Consider the following 23,796-nt stretch of genomic DNA (forward strand, 5'->3'; position numbering starts at 1 on the left):
TTGGCGGGCGTTCTTCACGCACCGCATCAAGGGAGGATTGACATGCCCAAAGACGGTGGCATTGGTGCCAGCACCAAGCGGCGCGAGGATGTCCGGTTTCTGACCGGCCAGGGACGCTATACCGACGACATCAACCTGCGCGGCCAGGCCTACGCGCATTTCCTGCGCTCTGACGTGGCGCACGGGCGTATCAACAGCATCGACACCACGGCGGCAGCGGCGATGCCGGGCGTGCTCCGCATCTTCACCTCGGCCGATTTCGCAGGCGTCGGCGGCATCCCCTGCGGCTGGTGCGTGACCGACCGGTTCGGCAAGGCGATGCAGGAACCCAAGCACCCGGTGCTGGCCGACGGCAAGGTGCGCCATGTCGGCGACCCGATCTGCGTCGTGGTGGCCGAAACCTACGAAGAAGCCCGCGATGCGGCCGAAGCGATCGAGCTCGACATCACCGAGCTGGAACCCGTGCTGGACATGAAGGCCGCGATCCTGCCCGGGGCGGTGAAGGTGCATGAGGAACTGGCGTCAAACCTTTGCTTCGACTGGGGTTTTGTCGAAGAGAACAAGGCTGCGGTCAACGAGGCCTTCGAAAAGGCCGCGCATGTCACCACGCTGGAGCTGATCAACAACCGTCTGGTGGCAAACCCGATGGAACCCCGCGTCGCGGTGGGTGACTATGAACAGCATTCCGACCACCACACGCTTTATACCACCAGTCAGAACCCGCATGTCATCCGCCTGCTGATGGGTGCATTCGTGCTGGGCATCCCCGAGCACAAGCTGCGCGTCGTGGCCCCCGATGTCGGCGGCGGCTTCGGGTCCAAGATCTACCACTATGCCGAGGAGGCGTTCGTCACCTTCGCCGCGAAACAGTTGCGCCGCCCGGTGAAATGGACCTCGTCGCGGTCAGAGGCGTTCCTGTCGGATGCGCAGGGCCGCGACCATGTGACCAGGATCGAACTGGCGCTGGATGCCGAAAACAACTTCATGGCAATCCGCACCGACACCTATGCCAACATGGGGGCGTATCTCTCGACCTTTGCGCCGTCGATCCCGACGTGGCTGCATGGCACGCTGATGGCGGGAAACTACAAGACGCCGCTGATCTACGTCAACGTCAAGGCGGTGTTCACCAACACCATCCCGGTCGATGCCTATCGCGGCGCGGGTCGGCCCGAGGCGACCTTTCAGCTTGAACGGCTGGTGGACAAGGCGGCGCGCGAACTGGGGGTGGACCCTGTGGCGCTCAGGCGGCAGAACTTCATCACCGAGTTTCCCTACCAGACGCCGGTCGCGGTGGTCTACGACACCGGCAACTACCATGCCACGATGGACAAGCTCTTGGAAATCTCGGACCACGCCGGTTTCGAGGCGCGGCGGCTGGAAAGCCTCGCGCGCGGCAAGCTGCGCGGCTTTGGCATCGCGCATTACATCGAGGCCTGCGGCATCGCCCCGTCGAACCTGGTGGGGCAGCTTGGCGCCCGCGCCGGGCTTTACGAAAGCGCGACGGTTCGGGTGAATGCCACCGGCTCGATCTCGGTGTTCACCGGGTCGCACAGCCACGGGCAGGGGCACGAGACGTCTTTCGCGCAGGTGGTGGCCGAGATGATCGGCATCGACGCCAACCAGATCGACATCATCCACGGCGATACCTCCAACACCCCGATGGGCATGGGAACCTACGGCTCGCGGTCATTGGCGGTCGGCGGGTCGGCCATCGTCAAGGCCACCAACAAGATCGTCAACAAGGCGAAAAAGATCGCCTCGCACCTGCTGGAAGCGGCAGAGGGCGACATCGAGCTGAAGGACGGCAAGTTCACCGTGGCGGGCACCGACAAGTCGATCGACTGGGCCGGGGTGACGCTGGCGGCCTATGTGCCGCACAATTACCCGCTGGAAACCCTCGAACCGGGGCTGGAGGAGACGGCGTTCTACGACCCGTCGAACTTCACCTACCCCTCGGGCGGCTATGGCTGCGAGGTCGAGGTCGATCCCGAAACAGGCAAGGTGACCATCCTCGCCTTCTCGGCGGCGGATGATTTCGGCAACATCGTCAACCCGATGATCGTCGAGGGCCAGGTGCAGGGCGGCCTGGCGCAGGGCATCGGCCAGGCGCTGCTGGAAAACTGCGCCTATGACGAGAACGGCCAGCTGCTGTCGGGCTCGTTCATGGATTACGCGATGCCGCGCGCGGATGACCTGCCGATGTTCAACGTCGACCACAGTTGCATCACGCCTTGCACCCACAACCCGCTGGGGGTGAAGGGCTGCGGCGAGGCCGGGGCGATCGGCTCGCCGCCCGCCGTGGTCAATGCGGTGATCGACGCGCTGGTGCGCGCCGGGCACCCGGTGACCCATATCGACATGCCCCTGACGCCCGGTCGCGTCTGGGCCGCCATGAACGCCTGAGGGAGAAAGCCATGCACAACTTCGACTTCGTGAAACCGGCAACGGTGGCCGATGCGGTGGCGGCACTGGCCGCCGAGGGAGCGCAGGCGCTTTCGGGTGGGCAGACCCTGCTGCCGACGATGAAACAGCGGCTTGCGGCGCCGGAGGTTCTGGTGTCGCTGACCGGGATTGCCGAACTGAAAGGCGTCTGCCAGGGCGACGGCGGCATCATCATCGGGGCCGCGACAACCCATGCCGTGGTGGCCGCCGAGGGTGCGAAATACTACCCGGCGCTGGCGGCGCTGGCGGGCCAGATCGGCGACCCGGCGGTGCGCAACCGCGGCACCATCGGCGGCAGCCTTGCCAACAACGACCCCGCCGCCTGCTACCCGGCGGCGGTTCTGGCCTCGGGCGCGACCGTGGTCACCAACCGGCGCGAGATCGCGGCGGAAGACTACTTCCACGGCCTTTTCACCACGGCGCTTGAAGAGGGCGAGATCATCACGGCGGTGAGGTTTCCGGTCCCCGACCGCGCGGCCTACGTCAAGTTCGCCCAGCCCGCCTCGCGCTTCGCGATGGTGGGGGTTTTCGTGGCGAAGTTCGGGGCCGAGGTGCGGGTGGCGGTCACCGGCGCCTCGGAAGGCGGGGTGTTCCGCTGGGCCGCGGCAGAAGCTGCCCTCTCGGCCAACTTCGCGGCCTCGGCGCTGGCCGGGCTGGCGCTGCCCGCCGAAGGGATGATGGGCGACCTGCACGCCTCGCCCGAATACCGCGCGCATCTGGTGGCCGTCATGACCCGCCGCGCCGTTGACGCCACCTGACGATCGCGATTTTTCTACGAAAAATCAGACACAAACCGAAAGGGCACCCCGACCGGGTGCCCTTCTTTCCATTCATCTTTGCCCAAATATCCCCGCCGGAGGCTCCGCCCCCAGCCCCCCGGGTCAGCCCCGGCCACCTCGCGCCAGATAGGTGGCACAGCCGGTCAGCGCGGCGTAATCGTCCTCGATCAGCGTCACCGCGAAATTCTGCATGAAGCCCGCAAAGCGGCCCTTGTCGCGGAACGCCTCGGCAAAGCCCATCCTGCCCAGATGGGGGGCGACGGCCCGCGCCACGCCGCCGCACAGATAGACCCCGCCGAACGGCAGGTGGATCAGTGCCAGATCGCCGGCCACGACCCCCAGCAGGCGGCTGAAGATCCGTGCCGCGCTGCGGGCCGGGCCGTCGCTGGCGAGCGTTTCCATGATGCGCGCGGCGCCGCGGTCCTCGGGGCAACCCGCCTCGGCGGCGGCAAAGGCGAAGACGCGCTCCAGCCCGCGCCCCGACAGCACGTCCTCGACCCCGGGAAAGCCGTGTGCGCTTTCGACGAACCGGGAAAGGGCAAGGTCTTCCCCGGTCCGCACCGGCAGGCTGACATGCCCGCATTCCGAGGCGGCGACGATGCGCCCCCAAGGCGTTTCATGCACCGGGGCGGCGTTGAAGCCGGTGCCGATGCCGATCACCAGTCTTGCCGCATCGGCCGCTCCGTCCGGGCCGGGAATCAGGGTCGCGAGCTTCCCGGGCGCGATATGCCCCAAAGCGTGGCCCTGCGCCTGCAGGTCGTTCAGGATCGCCACGGTTTCGGCCCCGGTGGCGCGGGCGAGGGTATCGCCGTCGAATGTCCAGTCGAGGTTGGTCATGCTGGCCACGCCGTCGCGGACCGGGCCGGCCGCCGCAACACAGGCCCCGGCGCAATCGACTCCGTCCTCCTCGGCGATGAAGCGACGCAGGATCGGCTCCAGCCCCGGGAAATCGGCGTTGCGGTAGCGGCGGATGGTTTCGGGCAGAAGTGCTGTGCCAAGCGCCAGTGCGACGCGGGTGTTGGTGCCGCCGATGTCGGCCACGAGGGTGCATGTATCGGCGGCGCGAGGCGGCATGGCGGGCTCCGGGGTCTGACGGGATCAGGGGTGGCGCGCCAGCGCGCGGCTCAGGGCGTGATAGGATGCTTTCGGGGTGCGCTGCAAGGTTTCGAAATCGACATGGATCAGCCCGAACCGCTTCTCGTAGCCCAGCGACCATTCGTAGTTGTCAAGCAGCGACCAGACGAAATACCCCGCCACCGGCACCCCTGCCGCGATGGCGCGCTGCACGGCCGCGAGATGGTCCGCCAGATAGGCGATGCGGGCGCTGTCATCCACCCGGTTGCCGGTCAGCGCGTCGGGGTTTGCCATGCCGTTTTCGGTGACGTAGAGCGGCAGGCCCCTGGTATAGTCCTGATGCGTGCGCTTCAGGAAATGTTCCAGCCCGTCGGGATAGATTTCCCATCCCATCTGGGTCTTGGGCAGGGGGCCCCCGACCTCGCGGTGCGCGGGCCAGGGGCCCTCGCAGGGGGCGATCAGCTTGCGGGTGTAGTAGTTCAGCCCGACCCAGTCGACCGGGGCGGCGATGGTGGCGAAATCCTCGTCCCAGCCGGCGGGCAGGTGCGGCTCCAGCCCTTCCAGCACATCGGCCGGATATTGCTTGTGGAACAGCGCCGAAAGGAACCAGCGGTTGTAGTAGCCGTCATAAAGGCTGGCGGCGGCTGTTGCTTCCGGCGAGGCATCCGCCGGGGCGGCGTATTCGAAGTTGCACACCGCGCCAAGGTTCCCCATGCCGTGCCCGCGCATCACCTCGATCGCCCGGCCATGCGCCAGCAGCACATGGTGCATGGCGCGCGCCGCCGCCCGGATGTCGCGCAGGCCCGGCGCGTGCAGGCCGAGGAAATGCGACAGCCACGCCACGCACCACGGCTCGTTGATCGGGGCGGCGGACCACAACCGATCTCCGATCCGGCGCATCAGCACCTCGGTGTAGTCGGCGAGCCAGCTTGCGATGTCACGGTTGCGCCAGCCGCCCAGATCGGCCAGCGGCGACGGCAGTTCCCAGTGATAAAGGGTGGCGGCGGGTTTCAACCCGCGCTCCAGCATCCCGTCCACCAGCCGGTCGTAGAAATCGAGCCCTTCGGCATTCACCGCGCCGCGTCCCTCGGGCATCACCCGCGCCCAGGAGGCGGAAAAGCGGTAGACATCGAAGCCTGCGGCGGCTGTCAGGTCCAGATCCTCGGGCCAGCGGTGGTAGTGGTCGCAGGCCCGCGCCCCGTTTTCGGCGCGCACCACGTTTCCGGGGGTGGCGGCGAAATCGTCCCAGTGGGTGCGACCGGCACCGCCGAAGGCGTGCCCCTCGATCTGGTAGCTGGAGGTGGCGGCCCCGAACTGGAAGCCTGGCGGAAAGTCGGCGCGGGTGGGCAGCATGGCGTCAGCTCCGCTTCGGGGCCGGTCCGGTGGACTGGCCGATGATCAGATCCGCCTCCAGCAGCCGGTGCTGCGGTGCGGCTCCGGGGTGGGCGATGATGTCGAGCAGCATTTCCGCCGCCTGCCGCCCGGCCTCGCGCACCGACGACCGGGTGGCGGTATAGATCGGCACATCCTCGCCATTCTTCATGTAGCTGAGCTCGTCGTCATGGATGATCACCGACACGTCGCGCCCCAGCCGCAGCCCGGCCGCATCGCAGGCCCGCCGCACCCCCATGCCGGAGATCATCGAGGCGACCAGAAACGCGGTCGGCGGGTCGGGCAGGGCAAGCATGGCGCGGGCGGCGCGGTGGCCTGCGGTTTCGGTCATCTCGTCGGTGAACATCAGCGCGGGGTCGGCGGCAATGCCCCGGTCTGCCAGCGCCGCCAGATAGCCCGTGCGGCGCCGGATCGCGAAATCCATGAACTCCAGCCCGTTGACCAGCGCGATCCGGCGATGCCCGAGGTCGAGCAGGAATTCGGTGGCACGCTGGAAGGCGCGGCGGTTGTTCACGTCGAGCCAGGAATAGGGGGTTTCGGTGCCTGTGGCGCGGCCGTGCACCACGAAAGGCAGGCCGACCTCTTGCAACAGGCGGATGCGCGGGTCGTCGGTGCGCGGGGCGTGAACGATGATGCCATCGACGGTGCCGCGCGATTTCAGGGCGCGGTAGGTGCGTTCCTCGTCTTCGTCGGGCACCACCGACAGCACCATGTCATACCCCGCGCGGGCATAGGTTTCGCCCGCCCCGGCGATGAAATCGGCAAACACCGGGTTGACGATCTCGTGCCGCGTGGCGATCGGGATGACGTGCCCGACGGCCATCGCGCGCCCGGTGGCCAGCCGGATCGCGCGGGCGTTCGGGCTGTAGTTGTAGCGCCGGGCCGCCGCCATCACCCGCTCGCGGGTTTCCTCGTTGACCTCGGGATAGCCGTTCAGCGCCCGGCTGACCGTGGTGGGCGACAGGCCAAGCTTTAGCGACAGTTCCTTGAGGTTCATCGGGTGCTTTGCGGGGGGCGGAGCCAAAACGGTTTCAATTGCAGCCAAGCTTAGCGGCGGCCCGCGCAATCGTCAAAGGCAAACCGGATTGATCCTTCTGGGGAGTCCGGCTTTCTGCACCTGCAAAACAAAGGGAATTCAAGCCTGTGTCAGGCCGGAGGATTGACTTATTGGCAGGGATCGGCAAACCTGCCTTATCCAAAGCGGTTTGGAATTGATTCTGATCTGCCTGAGGCATAACGCGACGCCGGGGCGGCGTCTGCAACCGGGAGGACGCAATGAAATCCAGAGTTTACGCAGGTGCGGCGGCACTTGCGCTGCTTTCGGGTGGCGCTGTCGCGCAGGATCTGAAGTTTGCGCCGGGCGAGGATGCCCGCTTCAACTGGGACAGTTTCGAGGCGCTGAAGGCCACGGATCTGAAGGGCCAGTCGCTGCGGATCGACGGGCCGTGGGGCGGGGTGGACAAGCAGCTGTTCGAAACCGTCATCGCCTATTTCGAGGCGGCGACCGGGGCCGATGTCGAATACACCGGCGGCGACGGGTTCGAGCAGCGCGTGATGATCGATGTCGAGGCAGGCTCGCCCCCCGGGATCGCGGTGATCCCGCAGCCGGGGCTGGCGGCAGACCTGGCACGGCGCGGCAAGCTGGCGCCGCTTGGCGCCGACATCGGCGCCTGGGTGGCGGAAAACTATGCCGCAGGCCAGTCCTGGGTGGACCTTGCGACCTATCCGGGGGCAGACGGGACCGAGGCGCTTTACGGGTTTTTCTACAAGGTCGATGTGAAATCGCTGGTCTGGTATTCGCCCGAGAATTTCGAGGACGGCGACTACGAGGTTCCCGAGACGATGGAGGACCTCAAGGCGCTGAACGACCGGATCGTGGCCGATGGCGGCACGCCCTGGTGCATCGGGCTGGGGTCCGGCCCCGCGACCGGCTGGCCCGCGACCGACTGGGTCGAGGACATGATGCTGCGGGTGAATACCCCCGAGGATTACGACGGCTGGACCTCCAACGAGTTGCCGTTCAACGACCCCAAGGTGGTTGCCGCCATCGAGGAATTCGGCGCCTTCGCCCGCAATGACGCCTATGTGGCGGGCGGGGCGGGCGGCGTCGCCTCCACCGACTTCCGCGACAGCCCCAAGGGTCTCTTTGCCTCGCCGCCGCAATGCTACATGCACAAGCAGGCGTCGTTCATCCCGTCGTTCTTCCCCGAAGGCACGGTGATGGGCGAGGATGCCGATTTCTTCTATTTCCCGGCCTATGCGGGCCGCGACCTGGGCAAGCCGGTGCTGGGGGCAGGCACGCTGTTCGTGGTGACCGAGGACAGCCCGGTGGCGCAAGCCTTCATCCAGTTCCTGACCAGCCCGATCGCGCACGAGGTCTGGATGGCGCAATCGGGGTTCCTCACGCCGCACAAGGGCGTCAACGTCGAGGTCTACGGCGACCCGACGCTGCGCAAGATGAACGACGTGCTGCTGAACGCCACCACCTTCCGCTTTGACGGATCGGACCTGATGCCGGGGGCGATAGGTGCGGGCGTGTTCTGGACCGGGATGGTCGATTATTCCGGCGGCAAGGATGCGCAGGCCGTGGCGGACGACATCCAGAAAACCTGGGACTCGTTGAAGTAACCCAGTCGGGGGCGGGCGTGCCCGCCCCCGACTGGCGGCATGGGCAAGCAACGGGGGCAACCGGTGGAACAGTTCATCCTGGCGGGCGGCACGATCATCATCGGCGTGTTCGGCTGCATCGCCTATTTCTTCCTGTCCAACATGGTGCTGGACAGCATCTTTCCGCCGCGCGGCCCCGACGCCGGGTCCAACATCACCCGTGCCAATGCGATCCGGCCCTGGCTGTTCCTGTTTCCGGCGCTGCTCTTGCTGACGGTCTATCTGGTCTATCCGGTGTTCATGTCGGTCTACCTGTCGTTCATGGACCGGACGGGCGACAGGTTTGTCGGTTTCGCCAACTATTCCTGGCTGTTCCGCGACGACAAGTTTCAGGAATCGCTGGTCAACAACCTGCTGTGGCTGGTCTTCGTTCCGGCCGCCGCGACCTTCTTCGGCCTGATCGCCGCCGCCGTGACCGACCGCATCCGCTGGGGCAACTTCGCCAAGGCGATGATCTTCATGCCGATGGCAATCTCGTTCGTCGGGGCCTCGGTGATCTGGAAGTTCGTCTACGACTACCGCGGCGACGGGCAGGCCGAGATCGGTGCGTTGAACGCGATCTGGGTCAGCCTTGGCGGCACGGCGCAGACCTGGCTGACGCTGGCGCCGTGGAACAGCTTTTTCCTGATGGTGGTGCTGGTGTGGATTCAGGCCGGGTTCGCCATGGTGATCCTGTCGGCCGCGCTGCGCGGCATCCCCGAGGAAACCATCGAGGCGGCCATTCTCGATGGCGCATCCCCCCTGCAGATCTTCATGAAGATCAAGGTGCCGCAGATCTGGGGCACCATCCTGGTGGTCTGGACCACGATCACCATCACCGTGCTGAAGGTGTTCGACATCGTGCTGACGATGACCAACGGACAATGGGGCACGCAGGTGCTGGCCAACCTGATGTTCGACTGGATGTTCCGCGGGAACGATACCGGACGCGCCTCGACCGCCGCCATCATCATCATGCTGATGGTGACGCCGATCATGATCTGGAACATCCGCAACGCCCGCAAGGAGATGCGCTGAGATGGACAACATCGTGGGCACCAGGTCGCGGCTGGTCTGGGCGGTCAATCTGGCGGCGCTGCTGCTGGTGCTGATGTGGACGCTGCCGACCTTCGGGCTGCTGGTGTCGAGCTTCCGCGACCGCGACCAGATCACGACCTCGGGGTGGTGGCGGTCGCTGTTCCCGTCGGAGCAAAGCGTGCAATACCGCGCGCCGCCGCCCGATACGGCGGTGGAGGAGGGCGGGCTGTTCGTGATTTCCGGCAACGTGTTCGAGGGCCAACCCGGCCGCGTCAGCGCCTTCGGCACAACCGCCCGCGCGCCGGGCGAGAACCCGGTTGGCGAGCCCGTGACGACGCGCAGCGGGCTCGAGGTCGTGGTGAACGAGGACGGCGGTTTCCGCATTTCCTCGCCCCGGGCCTTCCAGGGCACGCGGGGAGAGCGCATCTTCGTGATGACCACCGAGCCGCCACGCTTCACGACCGAGAATTACAGCCGGGTGCTGGGGGCCGAAGGGCTGGGCCGGGCCTTCCTGAACACGATGACCGTGACCATCCCGGCGACGGTTATCCCGATCCTGATTGCGGCCTTCGCCGCCTATGCGCTGGCGTGGATGGAGTTTCCCGGCCGGGCGCTGATCATCGCGGGCATCGTCGGCCTGCTGGTGGTGCCGCTGCAACTGGCGCTGATACCGCTGCTGAAGCTGCACAACGAAATCGGCATCGGCAAGACCTATATCGGGATCTGGCTGGCCCATACCGGCTTCGGGCTGCCGCTGGCGATCTATCTCTTGCGCAACTACATGATCGGCCTGCCGCGCGAGATCATCGAAAGCGCGCGTGTCGATGGCGCGACCGATTTTCAGATCTTCCTCAAGATCATCCTGCCGCTGTCGTTCCCGGCGCTGGCGTCCTTCGCGATCTTCCAGTTTCTCTGGACGTGGAACGACCTGCTGGTGGCGCTGGTGTTCCTTGGCAACACGCAGGACCAGCTGGTGATGACCGGGCAGTTGAAGGAACTTATGGGCTCGAAGGGCGGCGAGTGGGAGATTCTGGCGGCCTCGGCCTTCGTGTCGATCTTCGTGCCGCTGGTGGTGTTCTTCGCCATGCAGAAATACCTCGTGCGCGGCCTGCTGGCCGGATCGGTGAAGTGATGGCGCTGCCGGTTGACAAGGACTGGTGGCGCGGGGCGGTGATCTACCAGATCTACCCGCGCAGCTTTCAGGACAGCAACGGCGACGGCATCGGCGACCTGGCGGGCATCGCGGCGCGGCTGGACCACATCGCAGGCCTTGGCGCCGACGCGATCTGGATCAGCCCGTTCTTCCCCAGCCCGATGAAGGATTTCGGCTATGACGTGAGCAATTATTGCGACGTTGACCCGATGTTCGGCACGCTGGCCGATTTCGACGCGCTGGTGGCGCGGGCGCATGGGCTGGGTTTGCGGGTGATGATCGATCTCGTGCTGTCGCACACCTCCAACGCGCACCCGTGGTTCCGGGAAAGCCGGGAGGACCGCACGAACCCGAAGGCCGACTGGTATGTCTGGGCCGAACCGAAGCCCGACGGCACGCCGCCCAACAACTGGCTGTCGGTGTTCGGCGGTTCTGCCTGGCAATGGGAGGGAAGGCGGCGGCAATACTACCTGCACAACTTCCTGACCTCGCAGCCAGATCTGAACCTGCATTGCGAGGCGGTGCAGCAGGCGCTGCTGGACGTGGCGCGGTTCTGGCTCAATCGGGGGGTGGACGGCTTCCGGCTGGACACCATCAACTTCTACTTTGCCGACAGATACTTGCGCGACAACCCGTCGCTGCCGCTCGATCTGCGGAACGATTCCATCGCACCCGGGGTCAACCCCTATAACCACCAGTTGCACCTGTTTGACAAGAACCAGCCGGAGAACCTTGATTTCCTGCGGAAGTTCCGCGCCGTGCTGGAGCCCTACGGCGCGGCCGCGGTGGGTGAGGTCGGCGATGCACAGCGCGGGCTCGAGATCATGGCCGAATACACCTCGGGCGATGACAAGGTGCAGATGTGTTATCCGTTCGAGATGCTGCAACCGACCCGCCTGACGGCGGCGCTGGTGCAGGACACGTTCGAGCGGATGACCCGCGCCGCCCCCGACGCCTGGCCGTGCTGGGCCTATTCCAACCACGACACGGTGCGACACATCACACGCTGGCGCCTTTCACATGACGCAGCAAAGGCTTACACGACGCTCTTGATGTGCCTGCGCGGGTCGCTGTGCCTGTACCAGGGCGAGGAACTGGGGCTGCCCGAGGCCGAGCTTGCCTTCGAGGACCTGCGCGACCCCTACGGCATCGAGTTCTGGCCCGAGTTCAAGGGCCGCGACGGCTGCCGCACGCCGATGGTCTGGCAGACTGACAATGCGGCGGGTGGCTTTTCCACCGCCGACAGGCCATGGCTGCCGGTGGCGCCGCAGCATCTGGGCCTGTCGGTTGCGGCGCAGGACGGCATCCCCGACGCGATGCTGACGCATTACCGCCGCGCGCTGGCGTTCCGGCGTGCGCACCCTGTGCTGCGTTGGGGGGCAATGTCGCAGCCGCTGGCCGATGGCGATGTGGTGCAGTTCCTGCGCACGGGGCAGGAGACGCTGTTCTGCGCCTTCAACCTTGGCGACGGCATCGCGGGGGTCGATCTGCCCGACGGCGACTGGACGGCGGTCGGCGACAGTCCGGGCGGCGTTGAATTGACCGGCGAGCGCCGGGTCAGCCTTGGCCCCTGGGCCGTCTGTCTGGCGAAGAAAGTCTGAGGGAGGGGAACCGATGGCCAACCTGAAACTGGCGAACGTGGAAAAGGCCTATGGCGAGGTCAAGGTGCTGGCCGACATCAACCTCGATATAAAACAGGGCGAGCTGATCGTGTTCGTCGGCCCCTCGGGTTGCGGGAAATCGACGCTGCTGCGGATGATTGCCGGGCTCGAACGCATCACCGGCGGCGTGCTGTCGATCGACGGGCAGGTGGTGAACGACGTGCCGCCCGCGCAGCGCGGCATCGCGATGGTGTTCCAGAGCTACGCGCTGTACCCGCACATGACGGTGCGCGACAACATGGCTTTCGCGCTGAAGATCGCGAAAAAGTCCCGCGAGGAGATTGCGGCCGCGGTGGACAAGGCGGCGCGCATCCTGCAACTGACGCCCTACCTTGACCGGCTGCCCAAGGCGCTTTCGGGCGGCCAGCGCCAGCGCGTCGCCATCGGGCGGGCCATCGTGCGCGACCCCAAGGTGTATCTCTTCGACGAGCCGCTGTCGAACCTCGACGCAGCCCTACGGGTGGCCACAAGGATCGAGATCGCCCAGTTGAAAGAGGCGATGCCGGAGCGCACGATGATCTATGTCACCCATGACCAGGTCGAGGCGATGACCCTTGCCAGCCGCATCGTGGTGCTGGCGGGCGGCGGCATTGCCCAGGTCGGCAGCCCGCTGACGCTGTATGAGCGCCCCGAGACCGAATTCGTCGCGCAGTTCATCGGCAGCCCGGCGATGAACCTGATGCCGGGGCAGGTAACGGCGACCGGGGCGGAAACCGAGGTGCGGCTCGACAATGGCGGCGTGGCGCGGGCGGCGATAGCCACAAGCGCCGCCGACATGGGGATGCGGGTCAACCTCGGCGTGCGCCCCGAGGATCTGCTGGCCACCGAAGGCGCGCCGCTGTTCACCGGCGAGGTCGAGATCACCGAGGCCCTGGGCGAGGTGACGCTGCTCTACTTCAAGCGGCAGGGGGAGGAGGCGCAGGTGGTGGCCAAGCTGCCCGGCATCCACCCCGGCCTGCGCCGCCAGGTGGTGCGGCTGGGGGCGGAACCGGCGAAGATCCACCTGTTCCACCAAGGCCGGTCGCTGCTATACCGCTGAACCCGGTTGACAGGCGCGGGGGGCGGGCGCACATCAGGGGCAGGGCAGGCGTGCGGGGGCTGATCCATGACCCCCGCAGCCCGGCGCGCCCCTTGCCGGACCGGCCCCATGGCCCCCGTCCGGCACAGCCGGAGAGGAAGTTGCCATGGCCAAGGGTCAGATGCGGTCCAACAAGGAAGTCAAGAAGCCCAAGAAGGACAAGTCGAAAGTGGCTGTCGAGGTCAATGCGTTGACCGCCCGCCTGACGGCGGCGCAAGACAAGGCCAAGGGCGACAAGAAGTGACATCTGCCGCGCGCCTACAGCAGCGCGCGCAGGCAGACGAACAACAGGCTGAGCCCCCCCGCAAGCAATGTCGGCACCCAGAGGGTCAGGCGTGGCGCGGGGGGATGGGCTTTGCGTTTCATTCCCGGTTCATCGCATCTTAAGGTTTCCGCTGTCTTAACGGGGCATGGAAATCCTTTGGGACAATCTGGATTCGGCGGCATGGCGGGGAACGACCCCGTTGCAGCAAAGCTGGGAATATGGGCAGGCAATGGCCGCGCTTGGCGCGGGCGTGCGCCGGGCGCAGGTGTTTCTTGACGGGCAAGAGGTGGCGCGGGCGCAGGTGCTGCACCGGCGCGGGCTTCGGCTGATCCTGCGCGGGCCGCTGTGGCTGGCATTACCTGAGCCACGGGCGCGCCGCGCCGTTCTGCGCCGTCTGGCCCGCCATGCCGCACCGACGATCGCCACACCGGCCGAGGCCGTGCCCGGCTTCGGCGTATTGCCGCTGATCACCCCGCGGCACCATGCCCTGTGGGATCTGACGCCCGACCCCGCCGCTCTGCGCGCGGGCCTGTCGGGCAAATGGCGCAACCGGCTGGTCCGGGCCGAGGCGCAGGTGGCGCCGCGCCGCGCCAACCCTGCCCGTGCGCTGGAACCGCTGCTTGCGGCCGAGGAGGCTCAGCGCGGCCAGCGCGGTTACCGCGCGCTGCCGCCCGCCTTTGCCCGGCTCTGGCCCGGGTCGCGGCAGGTATGGGAATGGCACAGTGCGGGCCGGATGCAGGCCGCGATGCTGATCCTGAGGCATGGCACCTGGGCCAGCTACCACATCGGCTGGGCCGGCCCCGCCGCGCGGGCGGCATTCGCGCACGGGCCGATGCTGTGGCAGGCGGCCCTTGCGCTGCGGGCCGAGGGTGTGCGGACCTTCGATCTGGGCGATGTCAACGCCGAGGATGCGCCGGGGCTGGCGCATTTCAAGCTGGGCACCGGCGCGGCGCTGACCCCGCTGGGGCCAACCGCGCTGGTTCTGCCCGGCTGAGTGCACCCCCCGGGCAGGGAAGATGAAGCCGAGAAGAATCGGCAGCGCCTGCGCCGCGAGGATCGCGGTCGAGCCGGAATGGTCATGGGCGGGCGCGACCTCGACGAGGTCGCTCCCCCGCAACCTCCTCCCGCCGGGCGACGCCCGCTTTGCCGAACGTCGCGGTCCCGACCAAGGGCAGGTTCAGCCGCCCGGTTTCATGGCCCGGTTTCATGGCCCGGTTTCATGACTGTGCCCGCCCCTGCCGATTCTGCCGCTGCTGCCGGGGCAGGGTGGCCGGGCGGCGCGGGCGAGGGGCATCGAAATCGGCGCCTTGCCCGGTCAGTCTGGCATGAAACGGTGGCCCGCATGCGGCCGCTGGCACGTCTTGTGCCCGACGCGCCGCTTCCCCTTGACCGGGCGATGCGCTAGGCCGGGGCGTCCGACAGGAGGCCAAGATGACCCGACCGCCGATGTTTCCGCCACCGGAGTTTCCGCCGCGCCGCCTGGCCTTGTTCCAGCGTATGCCGCCTGCGGTGTTTCCGTCGATCCTGGGCCTGTCCGGCCTGGGCCTGGCGCTGCGCCGGGGCCTGGAGGCGCTGGACCTGCCCGCAGCCCCGGCCGAGGCGCTGCTCGGGGCGGTCTTCCTGCTCTGGGCCTTTGCGGTGGTGGGTTATGCGGTCAAGACCGCGCGGCGGCCGGGCGTGGTGGCGGAAGATCTGCGCATCCTGCCCGGCCGGGCGGGCCTTGCGTCGATGACGCTGGGGCTGCTGCTGCTGGCGGCGGTGCTGGAGCCCTATGCGCCGGGTGCGGCACGGGCGGCGCTGTTCCTCGGGCTGGCGCTGCACGCAGGGCTGGCCGGGTTGATCCTGCGCCAGATCCTGACCGCCCCGCAGGGTGGACGCGACGTGACGCCGGTATGGCACCTGAGCTTCGTGGGCTTCATCATCGGCGGGCTCGCGGCCTTTCCGCTGGGGCTGCCGGGCCTCGGAAACGCACTGCTCTGGGGCACGATTCCGGTGGCGATGGCGGTCTGGGGCATCAGCCTCGTGCAGCTCCTGCGCCGCATTCCGCCCGCGCCTCTGCGCCCCTTGCTGGCGATCCACCTCGCCCCCGCCAGCCTGTTCGGCACCGTGGCGGCTCTTGCCGGGCTGCCGGTGCTGGCGGCGGGATTCGCCGTGCTTGGCGCGACGATCCTGCTGGCGCTGCTGGCGGCGGGGCGCTGGATCACGGCCTCGGGGTTCAGCCCGCTCTGGGGGGCCTTCACCTTTCCGCTGGCGGCCTATGCCGGAAGCCTGTTCGCGCAGGGCTTCGATCTGCCGGGGATCGTGGTGCTGATGGCGGCACTGGCGCTGGTGCCCTGGGTGGCGATCAAGGTGCTGAAATCCTGGGCCAAGGGCGAACTGGCGGTCAAGACAAACGCCGCCCTCGCCTGACTTTCTTCTGTTCCCAAATATCCCCGCCGGAGGCTCCGCCACCCACCACAGGCACCACCCTCACCGTATCAGACCAACCCAGCCCCGCGCGATGGCAAGCCCGGCCGCATCGGCCTCGGCCCCCAGGGTGGCGGCCAGCGCAGGGCGCGCGTTCTGCCAGCCGGGGTGCATCCTCTCTGCCAGGCCCGAGAACTCGCGCGACCAGTCGGCCACGATGGCGCGGTTGGCCTCGAAATGGAACTGGGTGCCATAGGTCGCGCGGCCGACGCGGAACCCCTGCTGCGCCGCGGCGGACGACTGCGCCAGGTGCACCGCGCCTTCGGGCAGGGTGAAGGTGTCGGAATGCCACTGGAAGATCGGAAAGGCGGCGGGCAGCGCCGACAGCACCGGGTCGGCCCGCCCCTGATCGGTCAGCACCACGGCGGTCCAGCCGAATTCTGGCGCGGCCCCCAGCAGGTTCCGCCCGCCGAACGCCCGCGCCAGCAGCTGGCAGCCAAGGCAGATGCCCAGCACGGCCCGGTCCAGATCCGACGCTGCCCGCATCACCCGCGCGAGGTCCGGCAGATAGGGGTGGATGCGGTCGTCGAGCGCGCTCTGCTCGCCGCCGAACACTACTAGCGCGTCATGGGCACCCGGTTCGGGCAGACCGTCTCCCGCATAGGGGCGGAAAACGTCGATCCGCGCACCGGCCTCGTGCAGCGCCACCCCGACCTGGCCGTGATGGGTGACAATGGTATTCTCGACAATCGCCACCCGCATCGCGGTCTCCCCCTTTTGCAGCCTCAGGTCACCACGCCGCGGCAACCACCGCAAGCCCCCGGATTCCCGCTTGCCTTCCCCCGGGGTCCGTGAAACAGGGAACCGCCAAACGATGACTCCCAAGGAGACCTCCCATGGAGATTCGCGAGGCGCTAACCTTCGATGATGTGCTGCTTGTGCCGGCAGCCAGTTCGGTCCTGCCATCGGACGCGGATACCTCCACCTTCGTCACGAAGGTGATCCGGATGAACATTCCGCTGCTGTCCTCCGCGATGGATACCGTGACCGAGGCGCGCATGGCGATCGCCATGGCGCAGGCCGGCGGGATCGGGGTCATCCACCGCAACCTCGGGATCGAGGAGCAGGCGCGCGAGGTGCGCCGGGTCAAGCGGTTCGAATCCGGCATCGTCTATGCGCCGATCACCCTGACGCCCGACCAGACGCTGGCCGATGCCAAGATCCTGCAGGAACGCTACAACGTCACCGGCTTTCCCGTGGTGGACGAGCTGGGCCGTGTAGTGGGCATCGTCACCAACCGGGACATGCGCTTTGCCTCCGATGACCGCACGCCGGTGCGGGTGATGATGACCTCTGACAACCTTGCCATCCTGCATGAACCGGCCGACCGCGCCACCGCGATCAGCCTGATGAAGGCCCGGCGGATCGAGAAGCTCCTGGTGACCGACGGCAAGGGCAAGCTGACCGGCCTCCTGACGCTGAAGGATACCGAGCAGTCGGTGCTGAACCCGCACGCCTGCAAGGACGAACTGGGCCGCCTGCGCGTTGCCGCCGCCTCGACCGTCGGCGACGCCGGGTTCGAGCGCAGCCAGGCGCTGATCGACGCCGGGGTGGACATGGTGGTGATCGACACCGCGCATGGCCATTCCGAAGGGGTGGCGCGCGCCGTCGAGCGCATCAAGCGGCTGTCGAACACCGTGCAGGTGGTGGCAGGCAACGTGGCAACCGGCGAGGCCACGCGGGCGCTGATCGGCGCCGGGGCCGATGCGGTCAAGGTTGGCATCGGGCCGGGGTCGATCTGCACGACCCGCATTGTCGCGGGGGTGGGCGTGCCGCAACTGACCGCGATCATGGATTCCGCACAGGCAGCGGGCGACGTTCCGGTGATCGCCGATGGCGGCATCAAGTATTCCGGCGATTTTGCCAAGGCGATTGCAGCCGGGGCCTCCTGCGCCATGGTCGGCAGCGCGATTGCGGGCACCGACGAATCCCCGGGCGAGGTGATCCTGTATCAGGGCCGCAGCTTCAAGAGCTACCGCGGCATGGGGTCGCTGGGCGCCATGGCTCGCGGCTCGGCCGACCGCTATTTCCAGAAGGATGCGGCCTCCGACAAGCTGGTGCCCGAAGGCATCGAGGGCCAGGTGCCCTACAAGGGGTCGGCGGCGGCGGTGGTGCATCAACTGGTCGGCGGCCTGCGGGCGGCGATGGGCTACACCGGGAACCGCGACATCGCAGCGATGCGCGCGAATTGCCAATTCGTGCGGATCACCGGCGCCGGATTGAAGGAAAGCCATGTGCATGACGTGCAGATCACCCGCGAAAGCCCGAACTACCGGGTGATGTAGTTATGTCAATGGTTTGCCAGACATTGCTTATGTATCGCATGAGGATCGCTTGACCCCCGCCGCGCGGCTTTCCGCGGCAATGGCCGTGCTGGACCGCGTGCTTTCGGGGGCGCCCGCCGAACAGGCCCTGACCAACTGGGGCCGGGGCAGCCGCTATGCCGGATCGGGCGACAGACATGCGGTCCGCGATCTGGTCTATGACGCGCTGCGCTGTCGACGTTCCTTTGCCGCGCTGGGGCGGGCCGAGACCGGGCGGGGGCTGATCCTCGGCGGTCTGCGCGCCGCCGGAACCGATGTCGAGGGCCTGTTCACCGGCGAGGGCCATGCGCCCGCCCCCCTGACTGCGGCCGAGTCCGCCTCGGCCGACCCGTTGCCCGAACTGGTGGCGCTCGATTGCCCCGACTGGCTCGCGCCTGCGCTTCGCGCGTCCCTCGGGGCCGATTTTGCCGCCGTCATGGCGGCGCTGCGGCATCGCGCTCCGGTCTTCCTGCGGGTCAATGCCGCGCATGGTTCCCGTAACGAAGCCGCCATGGCACTTGCCGCCGAAGCCATCGCGACCCGCCCGCATCCCCTTGCGAAGAGTGCGCTGGAAGTCAACGGAAACGCGCGCAAAATCCAGAAATCTGCCGCCTATCTCTCCGGTCTGGTGGAACTGCAGGATGCGGCATCCCAGGCGATCGTCGAGGCGCTGCCGCTGGTGGAGGGCCAGCGCGTGCTCGACTATTGCGCGGGGGGTGGCGGCAAGACGCTGGCGATGGGCGCGCGCGCGGCACTGACCCTGTTCGCCCATGATGCCGACCCCGGCCGGATGCGCGACCTGCCTGCCCGCGCTGCCCGGGCCGGTCTGCGTCCGCAGATCCTGACGGCGGCGGAAATGGCGCAGCAGGCCCCCTTCGATCTTGTGCTGGCCGATGTGCCCTGCTCCGGTTCCGGCAGCTGGCGGCGCGCGCCCGAGGCCAAATGGGCCCTGACCTTCGAGCGTCTGGCCGCGCTGTGCGAGACGCAGGCCCGCGTCCTCGACCAGGTGGCCGGTCTTGTCGCACCGCAGGGGCATCTGGCCTATGCCACCTGTTCGCTGCTCGATGCCGAGAATGCCGACCAGATCGCCGCGTTTCTGGCACGCAATCCGGGTTGGCGGCAGTCCAGCGTCTTGCGCCTGACTCCGCTTGATGGCGGCGACGGTTTTTTCCTGTCGATCTTGACGCGAATTTAATCGGATAATACACAATCTTCAGCTGTATTCGCGATGTGATTAAGGCGCGATTAACGATTTCCCCTCCGTATGGAGCCTGAAGCGAATCCTGAACGGAGGGGGAACGTGGTGAAAGCTGACTCACAGGCGTCCAACCTGCTCGGCACGGCGCGGGCGCTGTCACCCCGGGTCTGGCCCCTGCTGGCGGTGGCGATCGGCTGTTTCATCATCGGCCTGCTGGCCCCCGACCCGCAACTGAAACGGACGGCCGCGGTCGCCGGGGTGACCTTTGCGGTGCTGGTGGTGCTGATCCGCAGCGTCGTGACGTTCGAGGCGTTGCGCGAACGACAGGTCGAACGGCGGCTGGGGGTGCTGATGGGCCAGGATGCGGCCCCGTGCTTCACGACCGACCTCGTGGGGCAGATCGGCTTTCAGAACAGGTCGGCGCAGGACCGTTTTGGCGCGCAGGACGGGGCGACGCTGGTTTCGGCCCTGCATGACCATTTCGCCAGCCCGTCCTCTGTGCTGTACCGGCTGCAAAGCCGTGCCTCCAACCTCGGCTCGGCGCGCGAGGATGTGGTGACGCGGCGCGGCCATACCCGCCTGTCGGTGCACCGCATCGGGCCGACCCGGTTCCTGTGGCGGCTGGAGGAATTTCTGGATCGGGCGGGGGCCGGGCGCGGTGCCGAAACGCTCAGCCTGCCGATGATGATCGCCAACAAGTCGGGCGTTGTGCTGTTCACCAACGAATCGATGCGCCGATTGCTCGGGGCGCGGCCGAAGCGGCTTGACCGGGTGTTCGTGGATCAGGTGCTGCGCTCGGGCGAAGAGGTCGAGGTGACCTCGGTTGACGGCCCGGTGCGTGCCATTCTGGCCGAGATCGAAGGTGCCGGGGAACGGCGCGAGATCTACCTGATGCCGGTGCCCAACCGGCCCGACGGCGACACGGTGCTGGCCGATTTCGAACATGTGCCCGTGGCGCTGATGAAGTTCGGCGGCGACGGCAGCCTGCGTGCGGCCAACCGCGCCGCGCGCGATCTTCTCGGGCTGGACCAGGGCGCCGCCGTCACCTTTCCCGATCTGTTCGAAGGGCTGGGCCGGTCGGTGACCGACTGGCTGTCCGATGTCGCCGCCGAGCGGGTGCCGGGCGGGTCAGAGGTGTTGCGGATGCGGCGCTCGGAGCCGGATGTCTTCGTCCAGATCACCCTGCGGCGGATCGTCGAGATGGGGCGGCCCTGTGCGCTGGCGGTGCTGAACGATGCGACGGCGCTGAAGACGCTGGAAGCGCAGTTCGTGCAAAGCCAGAAGATGCAGGCGATCGGCCAGCTGGCCGGCGGGATCGCCCATGATTTCAACAACCTGCTGACCGCGATTTCCGGGCATTGCGACCTCTTGCTGCTGCGCCACGACCGGGGCGACCCGGAGTATGCCGACCTCGTGCAGATTCACCAGAACGCCAACCGGGCCGCGAGCCTGGTCGGCCAGTTGCTTGCGTTTTCGCGCAAGCAGACGCTGAAGCCCGAACGGATCGACCTGCAGGAGGTGCTGTCAGACCTGACGCATCTTCTCAACCGCCTCGTCGGCGAACGGGTATCGCTGCGCCTGGCACATGCGCCCGATCTTGGCCCGATCCGTGCCGACAAGCGGCAACTGGAACAGGTGCTGATGAACCTGGTCGTCAACGCCCGTGACGCGATGCCGGAGGGGGGCACCATCCGGATCGAGACCGAGGCGCTCACGCTGCGCGAGGAACTGCGCCGCGACCGGGCGGTGGTCCCGGCCGGAGCCTACGCGGTGATCCGGGTGCTGGACACCGGCTGCGGCATCCCGCCGGAACGGTTGCAGAAGATCTTCGAGCCGTTCTTCACCACCAAGCGCACCGGCGAGGGCACCGGGCTCGGCCTTTCCACCGCCTATGGCATCGTCAAGCAATCGGGCGGCTTCATCTTCGTCGACAGCGAACCCGGCCTCGGCACGGTGTTCCACCTCTACTTCCCGATCAACGACCGGCCTGCGGAAGACGAGGCGCGCCCGCCCGCAGAGGCCCGCCCGATCGTGGTCAAGCAGGGCGAGGGCGTCGTGCTGCTGGTCGAGGACGAGGCGCCGGTGCGGGCTTTCGCGTCCCGCGCCTTGCGGCTGCGCGGCTATACGGTGCTCGAGGCGGAAAGCGCCGAAGAGGCGCTGAAAACCCTGGAAGACCCGTCGCTGGCGGTCGACATCTTCGTGACCGACGTGGTGATGCCGGGCATGGACGGCCCAAGCTGGGTGCGCCGCGCGCTGGAGGACCGGCCGAACGTTCGGGTGATCTTCGTCTCCGGCTATGCCGAGGAATGCCTGTCCGATCAGCAGGCGCGCATCCCGAATTCGGTCTTCCTGCCCAAGCCCTTCTCGCTGACCGACCTGACCGAAACGGTCCAGGGCCAGATGCACTGACCGCGGTCAGCCGTCGCCCAGCGTTTCGTAAAGCTCGAAGTCCCGGGCGGCGGTGCGGCGGAGCAGGGCCTCCGTCGCGGGCGACAGGTCCATCGCCGCCTTGGGCGAGACATTCAGTTGCGGCAGGATGATCTCGCACCCCAGCCGGTCCTCGAGAAAGTCGATGAAGGTTTCGATCTGGTCGTAGCGGAACAGCCGGTCAACGCCCTTGCCGTTCTTCGATTGCAGGAATCGCGCCTGCGAGCCGACGGCGGCATATTCCGGCTGCGGATCGGCGCAATAGCCCGTCACGAACTGATCGAAGCTGAGCCCGACCGTGCTCTTGTGCGGCTCTGTCACGTCCTCGCGCTGGCGATAGCGATACCAGCTGCCCAGCCAGTCGCGCGGCTCGCGCATCAAGGCCACCACGGTGAAGGGATGGCCCGAGGCAACCTCGAAATAGGGGCCGAGAAAGCGATGGAACCGTTGCGCCGTGGTATGCTTGAGCACCGGCGGGCGCTGAACCACCACGGCCGCCAGCGATTCGAGCGCTGCCTCGATCGCGGTCGATCCCGTTTTCGGCGTGGCAAGAAAAGCCAGCCTCTGATCCCAAAACACCAGCATCTTCGTCCCTTTTTTTCGTCCGGGGTCCATAAATCGCCCGGTTCGTAAACTATCCCTTAACGCTTTTGAGAAAAAGCTGATTTTACGAAAACCGGTTGAAATGTTCTGGTTTTGGCCCCATAACGGCAGGAACAAGACAAGAACACAGGCATGGATTGCTGCCCGCGTGCGGCTGTGAAATAAGGATCAGGCAATGGCGACTGCGAACCTCCTCGACTTGAACGGAAAGCGCGAAATGGACAAGGCAAAGGCGCTGGAAAGCGCGCTGGCACAGATCGAAAGGCAGTTCGGCAAGGGGTCGATCATGCGGCTGGGCGCTGACAGCCCGGCGATGGACATCGAGGCGACCTCGACCGGTTCGCTGGGTCTTGATATCGCGCTTGGGATCGGCGGCCTTCCCAAGGGCCGGATCATCGAGATCTACGGCCCCGAAAGTTCCGGCAAGACCACGCTGACACTGCATGTCGTTGCAGAGGAACAGAAAAAAGGCGGCGTCTGCGCCTTTGTCGATGCCGAGCACGCGCTCGATCCGCAATATGCCAAGAAGCTGGGCGTCAATCTGGACGACCTGCTGATCAGCCAGCCCGACACGGGCGAGCAGGCGCTGGAAATCGTCGACACGCTGGTGCGCTCGGGCGCGGTCAGCCTCGTGGTGATCGACTCGGTGGCGGCGCTGACGCCCAAGTCGGAAATCGAAGGCGACATGGGCGACATGCAGATGGGCGCCCAGGCCCGTCTGATGAGCCAGGCCATGCGCAAGCTGACTGCGAGCATCGGCCGCAGCAATTGCATGGTGATCTTCATCAACCAGATCCGGATGAAGATCGGCGTCATGTTCGGTAGCCCTGAAACCACCACGGGCGGCAATGCGCTGAAATTCTATGCCTCGGTCCGGCTCGACATCCGCCGCATCGGGTCGATCAAGGACCGGGACGAGGTCGTCGGCAACTCGACCCGGGTGAAGGTCGTCAAGAACAAGGTGGCGCCGCCCTTCAAGCAGGTCGAATTCGACATCCTTTATGGCGAAGGCATCTCGAAGGTGGGCGAACTGGTCGATCTTGGGGTCAAGGCGGGCGTGGTCGAGAAATCGGGCTCGTGGTATTCCTACGGCGACGAGCGGATCGGGCAGGGGCGCGAGAACGCCAAGACCTTCCTGCGGTCCAACCCGGCGGTTGCGCAGGCGATCGAAGACAAGATCCGCGCGGCGAACGGGCTGGATTTCCACATGTCCGAAGGCGGGGCGAGCGAAGATCTGGTCGACATGTAACGGCGTGCAGGCACGGGGT

General features: G+C 67.0%; 19 protein-coding genes and 1 pseudogene. 14 read left to right on the forward strand and 6 right to left on the reverse strand.

The genetic code is table 11. The annotated features are described in order from the left end of the window. The first annotated feature begins 42 nt into the window (after positions 1-42). Positions 43-2,406: a xanthine dehydrogenase family protein molybdopterin-binding subunit gene (locus RNZ50_11780; GenBank protein MDT8855682.1), complete on the forward strand. Its 2,364-nt coding sequence runs from the start codon at positions 43-45 to the stop codon at positions 2,404-2,406. Between the two features lie 11 nt (positions 2,407-2,417). After that, entirely contained in the window at positions 2,418-3,203 is a 786-nt protein-coding gene (locus RNZ50_11785; GenBank protein ID MDT8855683.1) for an FAD binding domain-containing protein, read from the forward strand. A gap of 123 nt (positions 3,204-3,326) precedes the next feature. Here RNZ50_11785 and RNZ50_11790 read toward each other — a convergent pair whose 3' ends face one another. The 3 genes from RNZ50_11790 to RNZ50_11800 are packed head-to-tail and all read right to left on the reverse strand — an operon-like array spanning position 3,327 to position 6,687. Further along, positions 3,327-4,298 (reverse strand): glucokinase, encoded by a 972-nt coding sequence (locus tag RNZ50_11790; GenBank protein MDT8855684.1) that lies wholly within the window; start codon positions 4,296-4,298, stop codon positions 3,327-3,329. A 24-nt stretch (positions 4,299-4,322) separates the two neighbouring features. Beyond that, positions 4,323-5,651: a GH1 family beta-glucosidase gene (locus tag RNZ50_11795; GenBank protein MDT8855685.1), complete on the reverse strand. Its 1,329-nt coding sequence runs from the start codon at positions 5,649-5,651 to the stop codon at positions 4,323-4,325. Positions 5,652-5,655: 4 nt separating this feature from the next. Further along, on the reverse strand, positions 5,656-6,687 hold the full coding sequence (locus tag RNZ50_11800) for a substrate-binding domain-containing protein (protein ID MDT8855686.1): 1,032 nt from the start codon (positions 6,685-6,687) through the stop codon (positions 5,656-5,658). A 278-nt stretch (positions 6,688-6,965) separates the two neighbouring features. On the opposite strand from RNZ50_11800, the gene RNZ50_11805 reads away from it, so the two are divergent. From RNZ50_11805 to RNZ50_11835, 7 genes are all read left to right on the forward strand, one after another. After that, entirely contained in the window at positions 6,966-8,318 is a 1,353-nt protein-coding gene (locus tag RNZ50_11805; protein ID MDT8855687.1) for an ABC transporter substrate-binding protein, read from the forward strand. 63 nt (positions 8,319-8,381) lie between these two features. Continuing rightward, the gene (locus RNZ50_11810; GenBank protein ID MDT8855688.1) at positions 8,382-9,374 is read left to right on the forward strand and encodes a sugar ABC transporter permease; all 993 of its coding nucleotides are present in this window, start codon (positions 8,382-8,384) and stop codon (positions 9,372-9,374) included. A 1-nt stretch (position 9,375) separates the two neighbouring features. Beyond that, complete coding sequence (locus RNZ50_11815; GenBank protein ID MDT8855689.1) at positions 9,376-10,506, forward strand: carbohydrate ABC transporter permease; 1,131 nt, start codon at positions 9,376-9,378, stop codon at positions 10,504-10,506. Next, on the forward strand, positions 10,506-12,128 hold the full coding sequence (locus tag RNZ50_11820) for an alpha-amylase family glycosyl hydrolase (GenBank protein MDT8855690.1): 1,623 nt from the start codon (positions 10,506-10,508) through the stop codon (positions 12,126-12,128). The genes RNZ50_11815 and RNZ50_11820 overlap by 1 nt, the downstream gene beginning before the upstream one ends. A gap of 13 nt (positions 12,129-12,141) precedes the next feature. Then, positions 12,142-13,227 (forward strand): sn-glycerol-3-phosphate ABC transporter ATP-binding protein UgpC, encoded by a 1,086-nt coding sequence (ugpC, locus tag RNZ50_11825; protein ID MDT8855691.1) that lies wholly within the window; start codon positions 12,142-12,144, stop codon positions 13,225-13,227. A gap of 145 nt (positions 13,228-13,372) precedes the next feature. Continuing rightward, complete coding sequence (locus RNZ50_11830; protein MDT8855692.1) at positions 13,373-13,510, forward strand: hypothetical protein; 138 nt, start codon at positions 13,373-13,375, stop codon at positions 13,508-13,510. 166 nt (positions 13,511-13,676) lie between these two features. Then, complete coding sequence (locus RNZ50_11835) at positions 13,677-14,525, forward strand: GNAT family N-acetyltransferase (protein ID MDT8855693.1); 849 nt, start codon at positions 13,677-13,679, stop codon at positions 14,523-14,525. Between the two features lie 9 nt (positions 14,526-14,534). Here RNZ50_11835 and RNZ50_11840 read toward each other — a convergent pair. Beyond that, positions 14,535-14,648 (reverse strand): annotated as a pseudogene (locus tag RNZ50_11840) (arginase). Positions 14,649-14,962: 314 nt separating this feature from the next. On the opposite strand from RNZ50_11840, the gene RNZ50_11845 reads away from it, so the two are divergent. Beyond that, positions 14,963-15,940: a tellurium resistance protein gene (locus RNZ50_11845; GenBank protein ID MDT8855694.1), complete on the forward strand. Its 978-nt coding sequence runs from the start codon at positions 14,963-14,965 to the stop codon at positions 15,938-15,940. Between the two features lie 60 nt (positions 15,941-16,000). On the opposite strand, the gene RNZ50_11850 is transcribed toward RNZ50_11845, so the two are convergent. Continuing rightward, positions 16,001-16,699: a type 1 glutamine amidotransferase gene (locus RNZ50_11850; protein ID MDT8855695.1), complete on the reverse strand. Its 699-nt coding sequence runs from the start codon at positions 16,697-16,699 to the stop codon at positions 16,001-16,003. A 134-nt stretch (positions 16,700-16,833) separates the two neighbouring features. Here RNZ50_11850 and guaB point away from each other — a divergent pair, with 134 nt between their 5' ends. From guaB to RNZ50_11865, 3 genes are all read left to right on the forward strand, one after another. Then, a complete protein-coding gene (guaB, locus tag RNZ50_11855; protein ID MDT8855696.1) occupies positions 16,834-18,282 on the forward strand; it encodes an IMP dehydrogenase in 1,449 nt (482 codons plus the stop codon). Between the two features lie 49 nt (positions 18,283-18,331). Beyond that, positions 18,332-19,495, forward strand: a complete 1,164-nt coding sequence (locus RNZ50_11860; GenBank protein ID MDT8855697.1) for an RsmB/NOP family class I SAM-dependent RNA methyltransferase — start codon at positions 18,332-18,334, stop codon at positions 19,493-19,495. Positions 19,496-19,603: 108 nt separating this feature from the next. Next, complete coding sequence (locus RNZ50_11865) at positions 19,604-21,907, forward strand: ATP-binding protein (protein MDT8855698.1); 2,304 nt, start codon at positions 19,604-19,606, stop codon at positions 21,905-21,907. Between the two features lie 6 nt (positions 21,908-21,913). Here RNZ50_11865 and RNZ50_11870 read toward each other — a convergent pair whose 3' ends face one another. After that, positions 21,914-22,510, reverse strand: a complete 597-nt coding sequence (locus RNZ50_11870; GenBank protein MDT8855699.1) for a hypothetical protein — start codon at positions 22,508-22,510, stop codon at positions 21,914-21,916. A gap of 193 nt (positions 22,511-22,703) precedes the next feature. On the opposite strand from RNZ50_11870, the gene recA reads away from it, so the two are divergent. Next, positions 22,704-23,777, forward strand: coding sequence for a recombinase RecA (gene recA, locus RNZ50_11875; GenBank protein MDT8855700.1), 1,074 nt, complete (start codon positions 22,704-22,706; stop codon positions 23,775-23,777). Positions 23,778-23,796 lie beyond the last annotated feature (19 nt).

This window comes from Paracoccaceae bacterium Fryx2 (genome assembly GCA_032334235.1).
In the GTDB taxonomy this organism is placed as follows: domain Bacteria; phylum Pseudomonadota; class Alphaproteobacteria; order Rhodobacterales; family Rhodobacteraceae; genus JAVSGI01.

Coding starts and splice junctions, on each gene's coding strand:
- ugpC (MDT8855691.1), top strand. CDS start 12,142: ATGGCCAACCTGAAACTGGCGAACGTGGAAAAGGCCTATGGCGAGGTC.
- recA (MDT8855700.1), top strand. CDS start 22,704: ATGGCGACTGCGAACCTCCTCGACTTGAACGGAAAGCGCGAAATGGAC.
- RNZ50_11800 (MDT8855686.1), bottom strand. CDS start 6,687: ATGAACCTCAAGGAACTGTCGCTAAAGCTTGGCCTGTCGCCCACCACG.
- RNZ50_11820 (MDT8855690.1), top strand. CDS start 10,506: ATGGCGCTGCCGGTTGACAAGGACTGGTGGCGCGGGGCGGTGATCTAC.
- RNZ50_11805 (MDT8855687.1), top strand. CDS start 6,966: ATGAAATCCAGAGTTTACGCAGGTGCGGCGGCACTTGCGCTGCTTTCG.
- RNZ50_11785 (MDT8855683.1), top strand. CDS start 2,418: ATGCACAACTTCGACTTCGTGAAACCGGCAACGGTGGCCGATGCGGTG.
- RNZ50_11795 (MDT8855685.1), bottom strand. CDS start 5,651: ATGCTGCCCACCCGCGCCGACTTTCCGCCAGGCTTCCAGTTCGGGGCC.
- RNZ50_11815 (MDT8855689.1), top strand. CDS start 9,376: ATGGACAACATCGTGGGCACCAGGTCGCGGCTGGTCTGGGCGGTCAAT.
- RNZ50_11780 (MDT8855682.1), top strand. CDS start 43: ATGCCCAAAGACGGTGGCATTGGTGCCAGCACCAAGCGGCGCGAGGAT.
- RNZ50_11835 (MDT8855693.1), top strand. CDS start 13,677: ATGGAAATCCTTTGGGACAATCTGGATTCGGCGGCATGGCGGGGAACG.
- RNZ50_11830 (MDT8855692.1), top strand. CDS start 13,373: ATGGCCAAGGGTCAGATGCGGTCCAACAAGGAAGTCAAGAAGCCCAAG.
- RNZ50_11870 (MDT8855699.1), bottom strand. CDS start 22,510: ATGCTGGTGTTTTGGGATCAGAGGCTGGCTTTTCTTGCCACGCCGAAA.
- RNZ50_11790 (MDT8855684.1), bottom strand. CDS start 4,298: ATGCCGCCTCGCGCCGCCGATACATGCACCCTCGTGGCCGACATCGGC.
- guaB (MDT8855696.1), top strand. CDS start 16,834: ATGGAGATTCGCGAGGCGCTAACCTTCGATGATGTGCTGCTTGTGCCG.
- RNZ50_11845 (MDT8855694.1), top strand. CDS start 14,963: ATGACCCGACCGCCGATGTTTCCGCCACCGGAGTTTCCGCCGCGCCGC.
- RNZ50_11850 (MDT8855695.1), bottom strand. CDS start 16,699: ATGCGGGTGGCGATTGTCGAGAATACCATTGTCACCCATCACGGCCAG.